The sequence below is a fragment of the Coprococcus sp. AM97-35 genome, from assembly GCF_027697525.1.
Classification (GTDB): domain Bacteria; phylum Bacillota; class Clostridia; order Lachnospirales; family Lachnospiraceae; genus Allocoprococcus; species Allocoprococcus comes.
Genome location: NZ_JAQESL010000003.1, coordinates 156,016 through 171,368 on the forward strand (window position 1 = coordinate 156,016; position 15,353 = coordinate 171,368).

Here is a 15,353-nt window from a genome sequence, read left to right on the forward strand (position 1 = left end):
ATAATCACTTGTCTGTTATCGGTCAGATGCATGCTCATCGCATAACTGCTTTAACTTTTGAATCTGCTCTTCCGTTGCTTTTCTGCACGCCCAGGTTACAATCTCCGGTTCGATCATCAGACGTACATCAAACAGATCCAGTGCCAACCGATAACGGTCCTCCATGTTTCCAAACCCGAGAACATCATTTTCCATATAAATGGTACTGATGACATAAGTTCCGTCTCCTCTGCGCACTTCCAGCACGCCTCTTGTGACCAGCCCTTTAACCGCCTCTCTTACCGTACTTCGTCCAACTTCAAATAATTCTGTCAGTTCACCTTCAGTAGGTATCCTCTCTCCTATTTTTACCGGTTTATCCAGAATATATTTCATCAGACGATCCTCTGTCTTCTGTCCCAGTGTCCGTTTTACATCTTTTCCGCTTTGCTGCATTTCGTCACCTCCTGCTTATCCGCTTTCTCAAATTTTAGCATTTGTTTTTTCTCTTTTCAGCTCTGCATTGCCTGCCCTTCTCATTTTTGCTATACTGTCAATGTAGTTTTACGCCATAGTTTCCGGCGTATCGTTATTTTGACTCAGGAGGAAATTTATGATCAAATTAGTTGCAAGTGATCTGGACGGCACTCTGCTTCACAACTATCAGCAGACTGTGCCGAAAGAAATATATGATACGATTAAAGCACTTCATGAAAAAGGAATCATCTTCACTGCCGCAAGCGGACGCCAGTATGCCAATATCCGCAGGCTTTTCGCTCCTCTCGGCTTTGACATTCCATATATCGCTGAAAATGGTTCCATGTGCGTCTATAAAGAAGAAGTACTCGCCACCGGTCTGACTCCATCCAAAACCATCCGGCATATTCTGGATGCCCTGATGGAATACCGGAAGATCTATCACACCGGACACTGTATCCTTTCTGTAAAAGATACTTATTACAGCGACTCAACCGATGAACGTTTCATTGATTATATGGAAAATGATATGCATAACATCGTTACCTACGTGCCGGATCTGTATGCGATCAAAGAACCGATCATCAAAGCAGCCATCTGTGATTTTGGTGGCACAAAGAATCTGGAACCCTTCTTCCACAAAAGAATCGGGGATGAAATCCGCGTTGTAACTTCTGCGGATCACTGGATTGATTTTATTGCGCCAAATGCAAATAAAGGAACGGCACTGAAAGTTCTAATGGAAAAATTCGGGATCAAAAAAGAGGAATGCATCTGCTTCGGAGACCAGCAGAATGATATCGAGATGCTGAAAGCTGCTGGAACAGCGTATGTCATGGCAACCGGCCACCCTCTCGCCAAAAAGGCGGCAGATTACGTTGTGGAATCACCTTTGCCGGTGATGCAGGGGTTGTTGTAGAGTGAAAATGGGGACGCTGCAGCTAAATAATTTTCTGAAACGAACAGCGCAGCTGAATGTTTCCGTCTTGACGGCATTTGAGACTTTTAGGGAATCTTAGGTTTTGAGAAGATGCGTTAGGGGAAGAAATCCACACTGTCTGAGCGACAGCGAGTTTGTGGATTTCTTCCCCTGTTTTTAGCATCTTTTCAAAATTTTAGAGTCCCTTAATGCCTCAAGCCTGTCCGGCAAGATGGAAACATTCAGTTGCGCGTCCCTTTTGAACCAGCAAGCCTATATAACTCCCCCTATGCGTTCTCCCATCTTCACAATGGTTTCTGCTCCCTGCAACGTGTTCCGGATCAGATCACTGTCTGGCAAGACTTTATCTGGTTCCAGGAACAGCACAACCGTTGAACCTCCGAATTCAAATCTTCCTTTTTCTTCGCCGCGTTTTACCTGGCAGCGTTCTTTTTTATAATTCCGGATCTTTCCTACCATCAGTGCACCGACTTCCATCATCAGGACGGTGCCGAGTTTTTCATTTTTTACAAGACAGTATTCTCTGCTGTTCATTTTGTAGATCGGGCAGATATCATTTGCAATCGGATTTACAGTGTGAAAAATTCCCGGAATCCTCCTCTGATAGGTCTTTTCTCCATCCGCCACGTAGCAGTATCTGTGGTAATCGTCTACTGTAAGACGGATCACTACCGCCCAGCCTCCCATATAATGTCTGGCAAGCTTTGCATCGCGAATGAGGCTGTGGGTTGTATATGGTGTATGTTTAATGAAGAATCGTCCGTTTTCGTGAATTGGATAGACACTCACTTTCCCGTCACATGGACTGATCAGTACGGTATCTTCCCTGTTAACCGGGCGTTCCTCAGCTTTTATTTTTCTGGTAAAGAAATCATTATAGGAATCAAATTTCTGTTTTTCATATTTGTTCAGATCGATCCCGTGGGTTCTGGCAAATAGTCCGGCAAAAACAGCGGACACTTTTGTATTCAACAGCTTCCCTCCCAGTCTGGATACTGCCGGTAAAAGAAGCGGGCGCATCAGTACTCTGGTTGCTGTATGGGTATACACAAATTTTAAAAACTTATCCTGACTGGTTGTCTTTTTTATCCGATGACCTTCTCTGTCTATATAATCCATTTTTCTACCTCCTGTCCGCCTTATCCATGCCTGATAATGTAGCTGTCAGGCAGATCTCTGCCCTTTACTTTGCTGCTTGCTCATAACCTGGTTTCATTACATCATGCTCATATAACGCATATAGTGCCGGACCAGAATAGCGATCACTGCCATTGCCACAACAGCTACAATCGCACCCATGGTCACATTTTTCGGCTTTTTCAGTTTGAAATTGGTGATAAACAGAATGCCGACCACCAGCATGACCACATGAAGCGCAAGCATAAATTCACAACCTAAAAATGGTTTTAATACAACCACAAGCGGAAGTGCGATTGCCATGGATGTGATCGGGAGCCCCTGATAACATTCTCTTTTCTCTGCTGTTTCTTCCTGACGCTGTTCTTCCATCACATTGAACCACGCAAGACGGATCAGACCTGCAAGTACATAAAACATCAGGATTGCCACACCGATCACACCGCGCATTCCGAAACAGTAACAAAGAACAGCCGGCGCAACTCCGAAGCAAACAATATCGCTTAACGAATCAATCTGGATTCCGAAACGCTTTTCCACTTCTGTCCGGTTCTTTTTTGTTCTTGCAATCTTTCCATCAAACATATCACAAAGACCGGAGATTGCAAGACACATCACGCCCAGATGCAGATGCCCGTTTACTGCAAACATCATTCCTCCAATTGATACCATCAAACTGACATATGTAAGTACTACCGTATAATCATAAACCCCTAACATTCTATCTCCCTCTTTCTTCCAATTGTAAAATTTGCTACGATCGTAAGCAAGGCGCTCAGCCCCAGCTCTGTATAATATCCAATCCCACGGCTCAGGATCATTCCCGGCAAAAGAAGCCGTTTTCCGAATACCGGAATAAAAATCATGGCAAATAATTTTTCACTGATTCCCATACCTCCCGGCAGAGGAAGCATATCTACCGATACCGCAATGACCGCCTGAAGTGTAATAACTGCGACTGCTTTTACACCTCCAAGCCCAAATGCCTTATATACAAACCATGTAGCCGTAAACAGCGCAAACCGCTGGAACATGGTGATCGCAAATACATTCACGATTACCTGCTTGTGCTCCTTCAGAAAAACTGCTGTATCCCGGTACTGGTCCATTGATGCATTCAGCTTTTCAATACGCGCTTCCTTATGGCGTAGAAAGTGCAGCTTTTCAAGCAGTGCCATTCCTCTTACCAGGATTTCTCTTGCAAGCCGCGGATGAAACACCAGCACCAGCATCGCCGTCACGCAGAAAACGTTCAGAGCTGTCCCCAGATAAAAGATATGCCGGATACTCCAGAGATACTTATGGATAAATCCCTGTCCAAACAGTACCAGCCACAATCCGACAAACACCAGTACCAATTTATAAGTGATCGTAACGATCATCAGCACCAGCGTTGAAACCGGTATTGGTATCTTTTCTTTTTTCATATAATAAATCTGCGCCGGCTGTCCTCCAGATGCCGAAGGTGTGATACAGCTGAAGAAGAATCCAACCGATGAAAACAAAAAACATGTCCATTTTTTCAGCCGAATTTTCAGTGTCCGCATCATATAATAGATAATGATCGATTCTCCCCAGATAAAAACCACAACACAGATCACTCCCGGAATCAGCCATAATACATTGATCTGCCCCAGGATCTTCGCAATCTCACCAATATCTTCCCCATGAAATACGCCATACACTGTACCGGCAAATACCACCAGCAAAAATATGACATTGAAGATCGTCTTCTTTTTATTTCCCATCTCTCTTCATTCCTGTCCAGTTTCCAAGTTTATTTGCTATTTTTTCTGTCAGACGCCGATAGATCTGCCATCCATTTGTCCGTCTGCTGATCTGCCAGGTTACTTCTGCAAGAAGAATTCCTGCTGCTGCATCCTGCCATACATGCTGCCTAAGCGCCAGTGTCGAAATCACAACCAGTACCGTCATCAGGACTGAAAAAGCTTTATACCAGTTGGAAATCTTCCGATTCTTCCTGACCGCAATACAGCTGAACCAGCTTGCCATGCAGTGAATGGACGGAAACAGGTTGATTGGCTTATCAACCGTATACAGAAACCGTACTGCCTGCGTCCAGATATCCGTCCCTGTCAGAACCGGCCTCGTATTCGTGGTCGGATAAAAAATAAAGCACAGCATACATACCAGCCGCGCATAAAAATCCGCAGTAAAAAACTGGTATTTCACCTTCTCCTCCCGCATCGATGCCATGAAATAGTTCACTACCCAGAAAAGATAACACCCAAAATAAATAATAATAAACTGTGGCATAAAAGGAATCACTTCATCCGCCGGACCAGAAAGATTATGAGTCTTGATTCCCGTCCGTAATAGCGGCACTCCCCAATATACCACAGCATTCATACAAAATGTAATAATAAGTGGAATTATAGTTTTTATTTTCTTCATACAATCTATACTATACATAAATAAAAAAATAGCAATAGTCTTTCGCAATTCTTAAAGAAAAAAGTTCTGTCTCTTAAGAAAACAGAACTTTTTTCTTTTATATTTCTTTATTTTTACAGAACCTTTGACAGGAATTCCTTTAATCGCTCATCCTTAGGATTTGCAAAGAACTCTTCCGGAGTTCCCTGCTCTTTTACTCTTCCTTCATCCACAAACATGACACGGTCAGCAACCTCTCTTGCAAATCCCATTTCATGTGTAACAACAACCATGGTCATGCCTTCCTGGGCAAGCTGTTTCATCAGCTCCAGTACTTCTCCAACCATCTCCGGATCCAGTGCGGATGTCGGTTCATCAAAGAGTATTACATCCGGGTTCATGGCAAGGGAACGCACGATCGCGATCCGCTGCTTCTGTCCACCGGAAAGCTGTGACGGATAAGAATCTGCCTTCTCTTCCAGTCCAACCCTCTTAAGAAGTACTCTTGCTTCTTTTTCTGCCTCTGCTTTATCCTTTTTCAGGAGCTTAATCGGAGCCAGTGTGATATTTTCAAGAATCGTCTTATGTGGGAAAAGATTAAAGTGCTGGAACACCATTCCCATCTTCTGACGATGTTTGTCGATATCTACCTTTGCATCTGTAATATCCACACCTTCAAAATAAATATGACCTCCGGTCGGCACCTCCAGAAGGTTCAGGGAACGGAGGAATGTAGATTTTCCGGATCCTGACGGCCCGATGATTACCACAACTTCTCCTTTGTGGATCTCTTCTGTAATTCCATTCAGTGCATGAAAATCGCCAAATGCTTTCTGCAGATTTTCTACACGGATCAATACATCTCCATTAGTGGTCACTGTTCCTTAACCTCCTTTCCAGCATACTTACCAGTTTACTGAAGATCATAACCATAACCAGGTAAATGATCGCAACTGCCATCAGTGGCATAAGCGCATCGTAGGTTCTGCTTCGGATGATATCTCCGCCCTTTGTCAGATCCTGAAGGGCAATATATCCGGCAACAGAAGTCTCTTTTAAGAGAACGATAAATTCGTTTCCAAGTGCCGGAAGGACATTTTTAAACGCCTGCGGCATGATAATATAGATCATTGTCTGACGATAATTAAATCCAAGGCTTCGTCCTGCCTCAAACTGTCCGTTATCAACTGCCATAATACCGGAACGGAAAATCTCAGCAACATAAGCACTGGAGTTCATACCAAATGCCAGAATCGCTACGATCGTCTTACTGACATCCACACTTGCAAAAATTACAAAGTAAATGATAAGCAGCTGTACAACAACCGGTGTACCACGGATGACCGTGATGTAAATCTGGCAGATCAGATTCAGGAGCTTCAGCTTGCCGGTCTTATCGTATGTGGAACGGACAATTGCCAGAAGGAATCCGAGAACTACACCGATCAGGACAGCACAAAAGGTTACAATTAATGTAACCTTAAGTCCGTCTGCAATGTAGTGCCATCTGTCATCTTTTATAAAATTCATTATAAATCTTGCTTTAAAATCACTCATAAGACACCACCAGTCTGTACCCGATTAGTCTGTAATATATTTTGCAACGATTTTATCAAATGTTCCATCTTCTTTTAACTCTTTGATCGCATCATTGACTTTCTTAACCAGATCATCATTACCTTTTTTGATTGCCAGTGCATAGTCTTCTTCTACATAAGAAGTCTCCAGGATCTTCAGACCTTCATTTTCTTCTACGAATGTCTTAGCCGGCTGGTTATCAATGATCACTGCATCGATCTTGCCCTGCTGCAGAGCCTGTACAGCTTCCATACCTTTGTTGAAACGCTCTACATTATCATCACCGAAATCATCTGTAGAATAAATATCCCCTGTTGTTCCCTGCTGAACACCAATCTTCTTTCCTTTCAGATCATCCGGTTCTGTAATATCACTGTCATCTGTTACAATGATAACCTGAACTCCTGTGTAATAGCTGTCAGAGAAATCAACCTGTGTAGCACGGTCTTCTGTTACAGTCATACCTGCTGCTCCGATATCTGCTTTCCCGCTCTGAACGGCCGGGATAATAGAATCAAATGCCATATCTTCGATCTTCAGATCCATTCCAAGTTTGTCAGCGATCGCTGCTGCGAATTCTGCATCGATTCCGACAACTTCATCTCCGTCATAGTATTCAAATGGTGGGAATTCTGCGTTTGTAGCCATAACAAGCTTTTCTTTCTTGTCTGATTTTGCAGAGTCACTCTTTGATGAATCACTCTTTGATCCACAAGCTGCAAAACTGAATACGCATGCACATGCAAGTACAACACTGATTACTTTTTTCATTTTCATAATACCAACCTCCAAATTTTATCCATTTCCCCTATTCTATCATGTTATAAAGAAAAAACAAAGTGGGTTTTTATACATTTTTTTGCATAAATTCCCACTTTTTTTCGTGATTATTCTCTTTTAGCCGAAGATCAGGAAATAAAGAAGTACCAGAACTCCAAGTACAATACGGTAATAACCGAATGCCTTAAAGTCATGCTTCTTGATATATCCCATCAAAAACTTGATTGCAAATACGGATACGAAGAACGCTACCAGGCATCCCACAAGCAAAATGACCACTTCGATCGCGGTATAATGAAATCCGAATTTGATAACCTTTAAGATACTTGCTCCGAACATAACCGGGATTGCAAGGTAGAAGGTAAATTCTGTTGCCACATAGCGGGAAGTTCCGATGAGCAGTGCTCCAAGGATGGTTGCTCCTGAACGTGAAGTACCCGGGATCAGTGCCAGGACCTGGAAGCCTCCGATGATCAGTGCCATCTGATAGGTAAGCTCTGTCAGCTTTGTAACCTGCGGTCTGGTGTGTTCATTCTTTTTCTCGATCAGAATGAAGAAGATACCATAAATGATCAGCATCAGTGCAACAACTACATAATTGTAAAGATACTTGTCAAGGATATCATCAAATAACAGCCCGATCACAGCTGCCGGCAGACAAGCCACAACGATTTTGCACCACAGGTTGATTGTATTTCTCTTCTGCTTCGCTGATTTTCTCTTTGAAAACGGATTCAGCTTATTGAAATACAAAACAACGACCGCCATGATCGCACCGAGCTGGATCACAACACGGAACATACTGTTGAATTCATGACTTGTACTCATATGTAAGAACTGCTCTACCAGGATCATATGCCCTGTACTACTGATTGGAAGCCATTCTGTGATACCTTCCACGATACCCAGAATGACAGCAATTAAAATATCTAACATTTTTCCCTCTTTCTATCCCCTCTCGGGATTCAATACAAATTTTTCAATGGCAGCCGCCACGCCATCCTCCTCATTGGACAAAGTGATATAATCTGCCACCTCTTTTACTTCATCTGCTCCGTTTGCCATCGCAACACCAAATCCGACTTCTTTTAACATCATCAGGTCATTGTTGCCATCCCCGCATGCCATGATCTCTTCCCGTTCAATTCCAAGAAGCCTGCCGAGCTGGATCAGTCCCATGCCTTTGTTGACTCCCGGTGCATTGATCTCCAGGTTCGTTCCCATCGAATCACTGATGCTTAAATCCCCAAGCTCCATGATCCGCTGCTTTGCTTCCAGCCGTTCGTCCTGATTCTTAAAAAGTGCATGGATCTTATCCATCTCATGCCCATTCATCTCTTCCATCTTCTCCCAGAGACTCGTAATGCCTTTGCGGGTGGTTCGGATATAATCTGCCATCGCAGGATTCCGCAGATACTCTCCGACTTTCAGAAGTTCATCTGCCTGCACGAAACCTCTTCCATCAAAATAAATCTCCTTGAACGTATCATAATCTCCAAAAATCTTAAGGATCGCCGCGCCCATCTCATAAGAGAGCATATTGGCATAAAGTACTTTGTCTTCCTGTAAATCCAGGATCCTTCCGCCGTTCGATGTCAGTGCGTACCGCATCCCCGGGAAATTCCGGAGCACTTCCGGGATCCCTGTCACCGGACGTCCTGTTGCAACCAGTACTGTTACTCCCTGATCGATCGCACGTGTAAGTATTTCTCTTGTATGACTGGTCAGTTCTTTCTTATCATTCAGTAAAGTACCATCCAGATCAAGCCCTATCATTTTTATCTTTTTCATGAATAATTCCCTCATTTATGGTAAAGCTAAAAATACATTTCAAATCTTAGTATAGCACGATTTCCCGTGCATGTATAACAAAATTTGCGGATTCAGGCATTTTGTAGTATACTGATAAAGGCTCAATTTTGAAGAAAGGAAGAATTATGAAGAAAAGGTTAAAAGCATTTTCAAGGACAACCATCGCACTCCTTACCGCTGCCCTGGTCTGTTCCCCGTTTACAAAAGCTTACGCCGATGACACTGTAGACTCTCTCGAAAAGCAGACAAACGGTCTTCAGAACCAGCTCGACTCTCTGAATCAGGACCTCACAAGTCTCAGCGCTGAGATCACAGATCTTGCATCAAAAATTGAGGATACGGATGCTTCCGTACAGAAAGCAGAACTGGATCTTGCCGCCGCAAAACTGGACGAGCAGTTACAGTATGATGCTATGAAGAAAAGAATCAAATATATGTACGAAACAGGAAATACGTCACTCTTGCAGATCATCTTTTCTTCTGAAAGCATGGGAGATTTCTTAAACAAAGCAGAATTTGTCAAGAACATTACAGAATACGACAGAAATATGCTGGATGAATTACAGAAGGTTCACGAGCTTGTCGCTAAAAAGGACTCTGATCTGAAAGCAGAGCAGGCTTCTCTGGCAGAGATGAAAACAAATCTCGACCAACAGGAACAGGAACTGAATGATAAGATTTCCTCTACTTCCGGTGAACTTCAGGCTTCATCCGAAGCACTGGCAAAAGCAAAAGAAGCACAGGCAGCCGCTGCTGCCGCACTTAAGAAAAAACAGGAAGAAGAAGCTGCTGAGCAACAACGACAGGCAGAAGCTGCACAGACTGCTTCCAATAATACTTCAAGCAGCTCCGGGAACACGGATTCCGGTAGTTCCGGCGGCAATACGACGATTACAGTTCCGGATACTCCTGCCGAGACCACAGATCTGGTTCTCTTTGCTGCAATTCTGCAGTGTGAAGCCGGCGGTTACAATTATGACGGTATTCTTGCCGTTGCTACAGTCATCATGAACCGTGTAGCGAGTCCGCTGTATCCGAATACGATCAGCGGTGTCGTCTACCAGAGCGGTCAGTTTGCTCCAACCTGGGACGGAAGCTTAAGCCGCGTCTTGCAACGCGGACCTGTATCCTTATGCTATCAGGTCGCTCAGGAAGCACTCGGCGGAGCACGGCTTGCATCCGTAAGCGGATGTTACCAGTTCCGAAGCGCAAGTACCGGAATGTCCGGGATCAACGTTGGGGGAAATGTATTTTTCTAAATCCTATCCCAGTGGATGTGCGTTCGATTCATTCACAGGACAGAATACAAAAAACGGTATTTACTCATCTTCACGAGTAAATACCGTTTTTTATTTTCTACGCATTATAGTTTGCAAGAAACTGTGCTATCAATTCCACACAACCTTCCACATCTTTTTCATCTGCTACCTCTGCAGGCATGTGCATATAACGAAGCGGGATTGATACCAATACCATCGGTACGCCCTGATTTGAAAAATGAATCTTATCTCCATCCGTATAACTAAGCCTGCTTGCAGCTTCTCTCTGAACTGGAATTCCTACTTTTTTTGCACATTCTTCCATTTTGGCATTTAAAGTTTTTACCACGATCGGACTGTTGCAAAGAACCGGTCCACCCCCCAGAAGAACCGTTCCCATCTCAGCCGGATTCATTCCACTGCAGTCGCTTGTGTAAGTCACATCCACAACAATCGCAAGTGTCGGATTAATCCGTGTACTTGTCCAGAAAGCTCCGGTTTTCGTTGTCTCCTCTCCAGTTGTAGAAGCTCCATAGACACCAACTTTACATCCAAGCTCTTTCGCTCTCTTGATTGCTTCCATAATGATATAAACACCAAGTCTGTCATCCAATGCTCTGGCTGTAAATTTACCATTTTTCATCTTACGAATATGTGTATCCGGAACAATCGGATCTCCCAGACTTACATTCTTTAAAGCATCTTCTCTATCTTTCGCCCCAATATCGATCAGAAAATGTTTTGTTCCCAGATTTTCTTCTTTGAACAAATCACGATATGCTTCGACAACACCGTAAACCTCTCCGTTTTTTGTCTTGATACGCACCTGACGTCCCGGATAAGTTGCCGGAACAATTCCGCCTCGGTCAATCACCTGCAGTCTTCCATCTTCCCGGATGTTCGAAATCATAAGTCCGATTTCATCTGCATGTGCCGAAAGCATGATACGTACATCGTTTTCCGGATTCAGAATACATGTCAGATTTTGCATCTCATCACGGCGAATCTCATCTGTATATTCTTTCATTTCTTCTGTTACAATATCCTGCACCTGCTCCTCATAACCCGATACCGAAATACTGTTAAGAAGGTTATTTAAAAATTTTTCATTCATTCTAGTCATCTTCTTTCTTACTTAGCCGTAACTTTCAAAAGATCTGCAAATGCAGACAGATTATAGGTTCCAAGTCCGCTTGCAACTGCATCCCCGATAGCAGCACAATCCATTCCCCCTGCGATTGCTGCCTGCAGTCCTGCTTTTGCATCTTCTACAACCAAACACTTATCAGCCTGTTCGTCTACATACTCTGCTGCTTTCACAAATACTTCCGGATCCGGCTTTGATTTTGAAATATTATTTCCGTCTGAAATTGCATCGAAATACTCTCCAAGTCCCAACTGCCCGAGAATAAATCTTGCGTTTTTACTAGATGATCCAATCGCCAGTTTATGTCCATTCGCACGAAGATCATCCAATGTTTCCTTTACTTCTGCAGACAGATCTGCAGGACTCATATTTTTCAGAAGTTCTTTATAGATATCATTTTTCTTTGTTGTCCAGCATTCTTTCTCTTCTTCGCTCATTTCTCCTTCATAGCGTTCCAGAATAATTTCAAAACTTTCCATACGGCTCACCCCTCTGAGTCGGTTATTGATTTCTTCATCAAAATAGATTCCCAGTTCATCTGCAACTGCTTTCCATGCTTGATAATGATATTTATCTGTATGACAGATTACTCCATCCAAATCAAAAATTACTGCATTGTATTTCTTCATCTTTTGCTTCTCCTTCTGTTTCAGACAAGTTAGAAATGATGACAGCGGCCAGGATGATCGCACATCCGATCACCATGCGAAGTGTAATCACTTCATGCAGAATGATGATAGAAAAAATCGTTCCAAATACAGATTCCATTGAAAGTACAATCGCTGCTTTTGTCTCATCTACATACTTCTGGCATGCGGTCTGGAGCAGATAACATACAGTCGTACTGATTACTCCCAGATACAAAACACTTAACCATCCCTGTGTTGTAACCTGCAAATCGTTCTCTCCAAAAATCACAAGACTGACTGCCGATAATACAAATGCTGTGATCATTTGCACCATGTTCAGTACAGATGCCGGATATTTTTTCACAAATTCTCCGGTAAAAAAGATTTGGAACGCAAATCCTACCGCACAGAGAAGTGTAAGACCATCTCCCAGACTCAGTGTAAGATTTCCATTCAAAGAAAGCAGTGCTACTCCAATAACGGACATGATTGCTCCAATGATTCCTTTCATGCCTACTTTCTTCTTCAAAATTATAAATGCAATGAACGGCACTATAACTACATTCAGTGCTGTAAGGAATGCATTTTTGGAAGGTGTTGTATATTGCAGACCGATAATCTGAAGTGCAAATCCTGCAAAAAGTGCAATTCCCATCAGAATACCTGCTTTTATTGCACCTGCACGATTCTCAAGTTCCCCTTCTTTTTTATGCTGTCCCATGCTGATCATCCCCATCAGCACAGATGCCAACAAAAATCTTACCATCATAATCTGGAAAGGCTTCATGCTTCCCAGTGCCATATCACTTGCGACAAAGCCGCCTCCCCATATGACCGTAACCAGTATAAGTCCTCCGATTGCCAGCCATTTTTTCATCATATATCCTCCCGTCTCTTTTTTAGATTGTTGTTACTTTTCCATTTATTTCAGCTTCTACAGGTTCTCCTGCAAGACGAATGACCTTTGCCTGATTACTTCCATCCGCCGTAATTTCAAGCCATGCCCCTCTATAATGCAGACGGAATGTTAATCCCTGCCATTCCTTTGGCATATTCGGATGAACTTTCAACATACCATCTTCTCTTTGCGCTACACCTGCAAACCCAAATACAATTGTCTGCCATACTCCACCAGTATTTGCCGCATGGATTCCTTCTCTTGTATTTCCCTGCATATTCAACAGGTCAATAAAGGCTGCGCGGCGAAGATACCGATATGCTTTTGAATCATCCCCTACTTTAAGCCCCATAACAGAGAAAATACTCGGACTCAATGAAGAACCATGAAGTGTACGCTTTTCGTAATAAGCGTAGTTTTCTTTAATCGTTTCTTCATCAAATTCATTTCCCATAAGGTGTAACAGCATAACAACATCTGCCTGCTTATTGATCTGTGTCTCTCTTGCTCTTTTTGTCTTAAGTGCATCCGGACGTACTGGCCAGTCATTCTCATCATATTTTTCGATTGTTACATTATCAAGCTCGAAATATCCTTCAAACTGTTCCAGAAGTCTTGTGCCTTCTTTTCTTGGCAGATACATCTTTTCCTGCACTTCTTTCCAGTGTGCAGTTTCCGCCTCTGTAAGTCCTGTCTTTTCAATCAGGATATCATACGCTTCCTGATTCTCTTTCTTGATTGATGCAAGCAGTGACAGAACATATCCGAGATTCCATCTCGCCAGATAATTGGTATAGAGGTTATTATTAACCGGTTCATGCCATTCATCCGGTCCCGTTACCTGATTGATTTCATAACGATCCTGCTCTTTGTTGTACTCACAGCGGCTTGCCCAAAATCTTGCTGTCTCTGTCAGAATCTCCGCTCCTTTGCTGTAAAGGAAATCCATATCCTGCGTGATCTTAACATAATTATAGATTCCATAAGCAACTGCTGCTGTTACATGATGCTCATATACCGCAACATAACATCTATAACAGGTCCCATCCGGCTCAATGGTCCAGTCCGGACACTGCTCTGTACCATCATCTGCTGACTCCCACGGATACTGTGCTCCTTTATATCCATTCTTATGTGCATTTGCACGCGCTGCATCCAGAAGATGGTATCTGTAATTTTCCAGATTCTGTGCAGTCTTCGGAAATACCCATGAGAAAAACGGAAGCATAAAAAGTTCGGTATCCCAGAAAGCATGTCCACCATATTCTTCTCCTGTTAAAAGCTTTGCCCCAACATTCACATGGTCATCATGTTCGTTTCCCGTACTCATCAGATGGAAGATGTTAAAACGGACTGCACGGTTCAATTCATCATCCCCTGTAATCTGAATATCTGCATTTTCCCACATATTCTTATAAACATCTTCATGCGCTTTCAGTTCCTGATCAAATCCCGTTTCAACAAATCCTTCAATTTCTTTTTCGATTGTTGTATGAAGAGCATAAGCCGGGCATTCTCTTTCTGTATACATCGAAACATATTTTACGATTTCTACTTCTTTTCCTTCTTCTACATGGATATCACCAAATTCCACACTCTGCTCACCAAATCTGCTTATCATTCTGTTTCCAAGAATCTGTTTTCCATCTGCATAAGCTTCGATACGGCATCCACAACCTACATGCAGATGATTTTCTCTGGTTGCAACTTCCACATAACATCCATCTGCTGCCAGCTTTTCATTCGCTGTCATATAAGTATGTTTTACCTTAAAGCGTGGTGCATCATAAAAATTAATGATCGTACCATCAATAATACTTTCTACTTCAATAATTCCACTGTAGTTGAGCGGTGTCACATAAAGCCGGATTCCCATCCTGTGTACATTGTTTCTGCTCACAAACCGGATTCCTTCGATCAAAGTCTCTCTTCCTTTTGAGTCCTTCAGACGAACTCTCTTTCCAAGAAAAGCTCCTTTCATATCAAGCACTCTTGAAAATTCCAAAATTTCACAGTCTTCAATTCCAATCAATTCTTTTTCTACATAAAGTCTGATTCCAAGCCAGTTCGGAAGTGTGGAAAGTTCACGCATAAATGTCTCTGACTTGTCAAACACTCCATTGATATAAAGATATGGAAGTGTAATCTTTGTTCCTTCCTCATGACTTCCCCGGATTCCGAGGTAGCCATTGGAAAGTGCAAACAAACTCTCATATTTGAGATTCTCTTTTGCCTCATACTGATCCTGCCAGATGAGCCATTCATCGCTATGTAATCTGTTTCTCAGATTTCCTGAAAACATTTCTCTGCTCATATATGATTG

General features: G+C 42.8%; 16 protein-coding genes. 2 read left to right on the top strand and 14 right to left on the bottom strand.

Going from position 1 to position 15,353, the window contains the following annotated elements; all coding sequences use genetic code 11:
• Positions 1–15: 15 nt before the first annotated feature.
• Entirely contained in the window at positions 16–435 is a 420-nt protein-coding gene (locus PG840_RS04220; protein WP_330663252.1) for a FadR/GntR family transcriptional regulator, read from the bottom strand.
• 157 nt (positions 436–592) lie between these two features.
• Between PG840_RS04220 and PG840_RS04225 the strand changes: the two genes are divergently transcribed.
• Entirely contained in the window at positions 593–1,375 is a 783-nt protein-coding gene (locus PG840_RS04225; protein WP_055261699.1) for an HAD family hydrolase, read from the top strand.
• A gap of 273 nt (positions 1,376–1,648) precedes the next feature.
• Here PG840_RS04225 and PG840_RS04230 read toward each other — a convergent pair whose 3' ends face one another.
• From PG840_RS04230 to PG840_RS04270, 9 genes are all read right to left on the bottom strand, one after another.
• Positions 1,649–2,515, bottom strand: coding sequence for a phosphatidylserine decarboxylase (locus tag PG840_RS04230; protein WP_270205618.1), 867 nt, complete (start codon positions 2,513–2,515; stop codon positions 1,649–1,651).
• Positions 2,516–2,611: 96 nt separating this feature from the next.
• A complete protein-coding gene (locus tag PG840_RS04235) occupies positions 2,612–3,253 on the bottom strand; it encodes a CDP-alcohol phosphatidyltransferase family protein (protein ID WP_055157765.1) in 642 nt (213 codons plus the stop codon).
• The gene (locus tag PG840_RS04240; RefSeq protein ID WP_270613378.1) at positions 3,247–4,281 is read right to left on the bottom strand and encodes a lysylphosphatidylglycerol synthase transmembrane domain-containing protein; all 1,035 of its coding nucleotides are present in this window, start codon (positions 4,279–4,281) and stop codon (positions 3,247–3,249) included. Before PG840_RS04240 ends, PG840_RS04235 begins: the two co-directional genes overlap by 7 nt.
• Entirely contained in the window at positions 4,271–4,948 is a 678-nt protein-coding gene (locus PG840_RS04245) for a phosphatase PAP2 family protein (protein WP_270613379.1), read from the bottom strand. Before PG840_RS04245 ends, PG840_RS04240 begins: the two co-directional genes overlap by 11 nt.
• Before the next feature lie 113 nt (positions 4,949–5,061).
• Positions 5,062–5,805, bottom strand: coding sequence for an amino acid ABC transporter ATP-binding protein (locus tag PG840_RS04250; protein ID WP_055261689.1), 744 nt, complete (start codon positions 5,803–5,805; stop codon positions 5,062–5,064).
• Entirely contained in the window at positions 5,795–6,484 is a 690-nt protein-coding gene (locus PG840_RS04255) for an amino acid ABC transporter permease (protein ID WP_008372629.1), read from the bottom strand. Before PG840_RS04255 ends, PG840_RS04250 begins: the two co-directional genes overlap by 11 nt.
• A 24-nt stretch (positions 6,485–6,508) precedes the next feature.
• Positions 6,509–7,282 (bottom strand): basic amino acid ABC transporter substrate-binding protein, encoded by a 774-nt coding sequence (locus PG840_RS04260; RefSeq protein ID WP_008372628.1) that lies wholly within the window; start codon positions 7,280–7,282, stop codon positions 6,509–6,511.
• A gap of 120 nt (positions 7,283–7,402) precedes the next feature.
• On the bottom strand, positions 7,403–8,221 hold the full coding sequence (locus tag PG840_RS04265) for an undecaprenyl-diphosphate phosphatase (RefSeq protein ID WP_117823736.1): 819 nt from the start codon (positions 8,219–8,221) through the stop codon (positions 7,403–7,405).
• A gap of 12 nt (positions 8,222–8,233) precedes the next feature.
• Positions 8,234–9,076 (bottom strand): Cof-type HAD-IIB family hydrolase, encoded by an 843-nt coding sequence (locus PG840_RS04270; RefSeq protein WP_055249440.1) that lies wholly within the window; start codon positions 9,074–9,076, stop codon positions 8,234–8,236.
• A gap of 146 nt (positions 9,077–9,222) precedes the next feature.
• Here PG840_RS04270 and PG840_RS04275 point away from each other — a divergent pair, with 146 nt between their 5' ends.
• Positions 9,223–10,356, top strand: a complete 1,134-nt coding sequence (locus PG840_RS04275) for a cell wall hydrolase (RefSeq protein WP_195250503.1) — start codon at positions 9,223–9,225, stop codon at positions 10,354–10,356.
• A 97-nt stretch (positions 10,357–10,453) separates the two neighbouring features.
• Here PG840_RS04275 and PG840_RS04280 read toward each other — a convergent pair whose 3' ends face one another.
• Genes PG840_RS04280 through PG840_RS04295 form a run of 4 tightly spaced genes read right to left on the bottom strand, consistent with a single transcriptional unit; the run spans position 10,454 to position 15,344 of the window.
• Positions 10,454–11,470, bottom strand: a complete 1,017-nt coding sequence (locus tag PG840_RS04280; RefSeq protein ID WP_117558549.1) for a M20/M25/M40 family metallo-hydrolase — start codon at positions 11,468–11,470, stop codon at positions 10,454–10,456.
• A gap of 17 nt (positions 11,471–11,487) precedes the next feature.
• Positions 11,488–12,132 (bottom strand): beta-phosphoglucomutase, encoded by a 645-nt coding sequence (pgmB, locus tag PG840_RS04285; RefSeq protein ID WP_022220168.1) that lies wholly within the window; start codon positions 12,130–12,132, stop codon positions 11,488–11,490.
• Positions 12,104–13,009, bottom strand: a complete 906-nt coding sequence (locus tag PG840_RS04290) for a DMT family transporter (protein WP_195502414.1) — start codon at positions 13,007–13,009, stop codon at positions 12,104–12,106. The genes pgmB and PG840_RS04290 overlap by 29 nt, the downstream gene beginning before the upstream one ends.
• 22 nt (positions 13,010–13,031) lie before the next feature.
• Positions 13,032–15,344, bottom strand: coding sequence for a glycoside hydrolase family 65 protein (locus PG840_RS04295; protein WP_055249431.1), 2,313 nt, complete (start codon positions 15,342–15,344; stop codon positions 13,032–13,034).
• Positions 15,345–15,353: the final 9 nt, after the last annotated feature.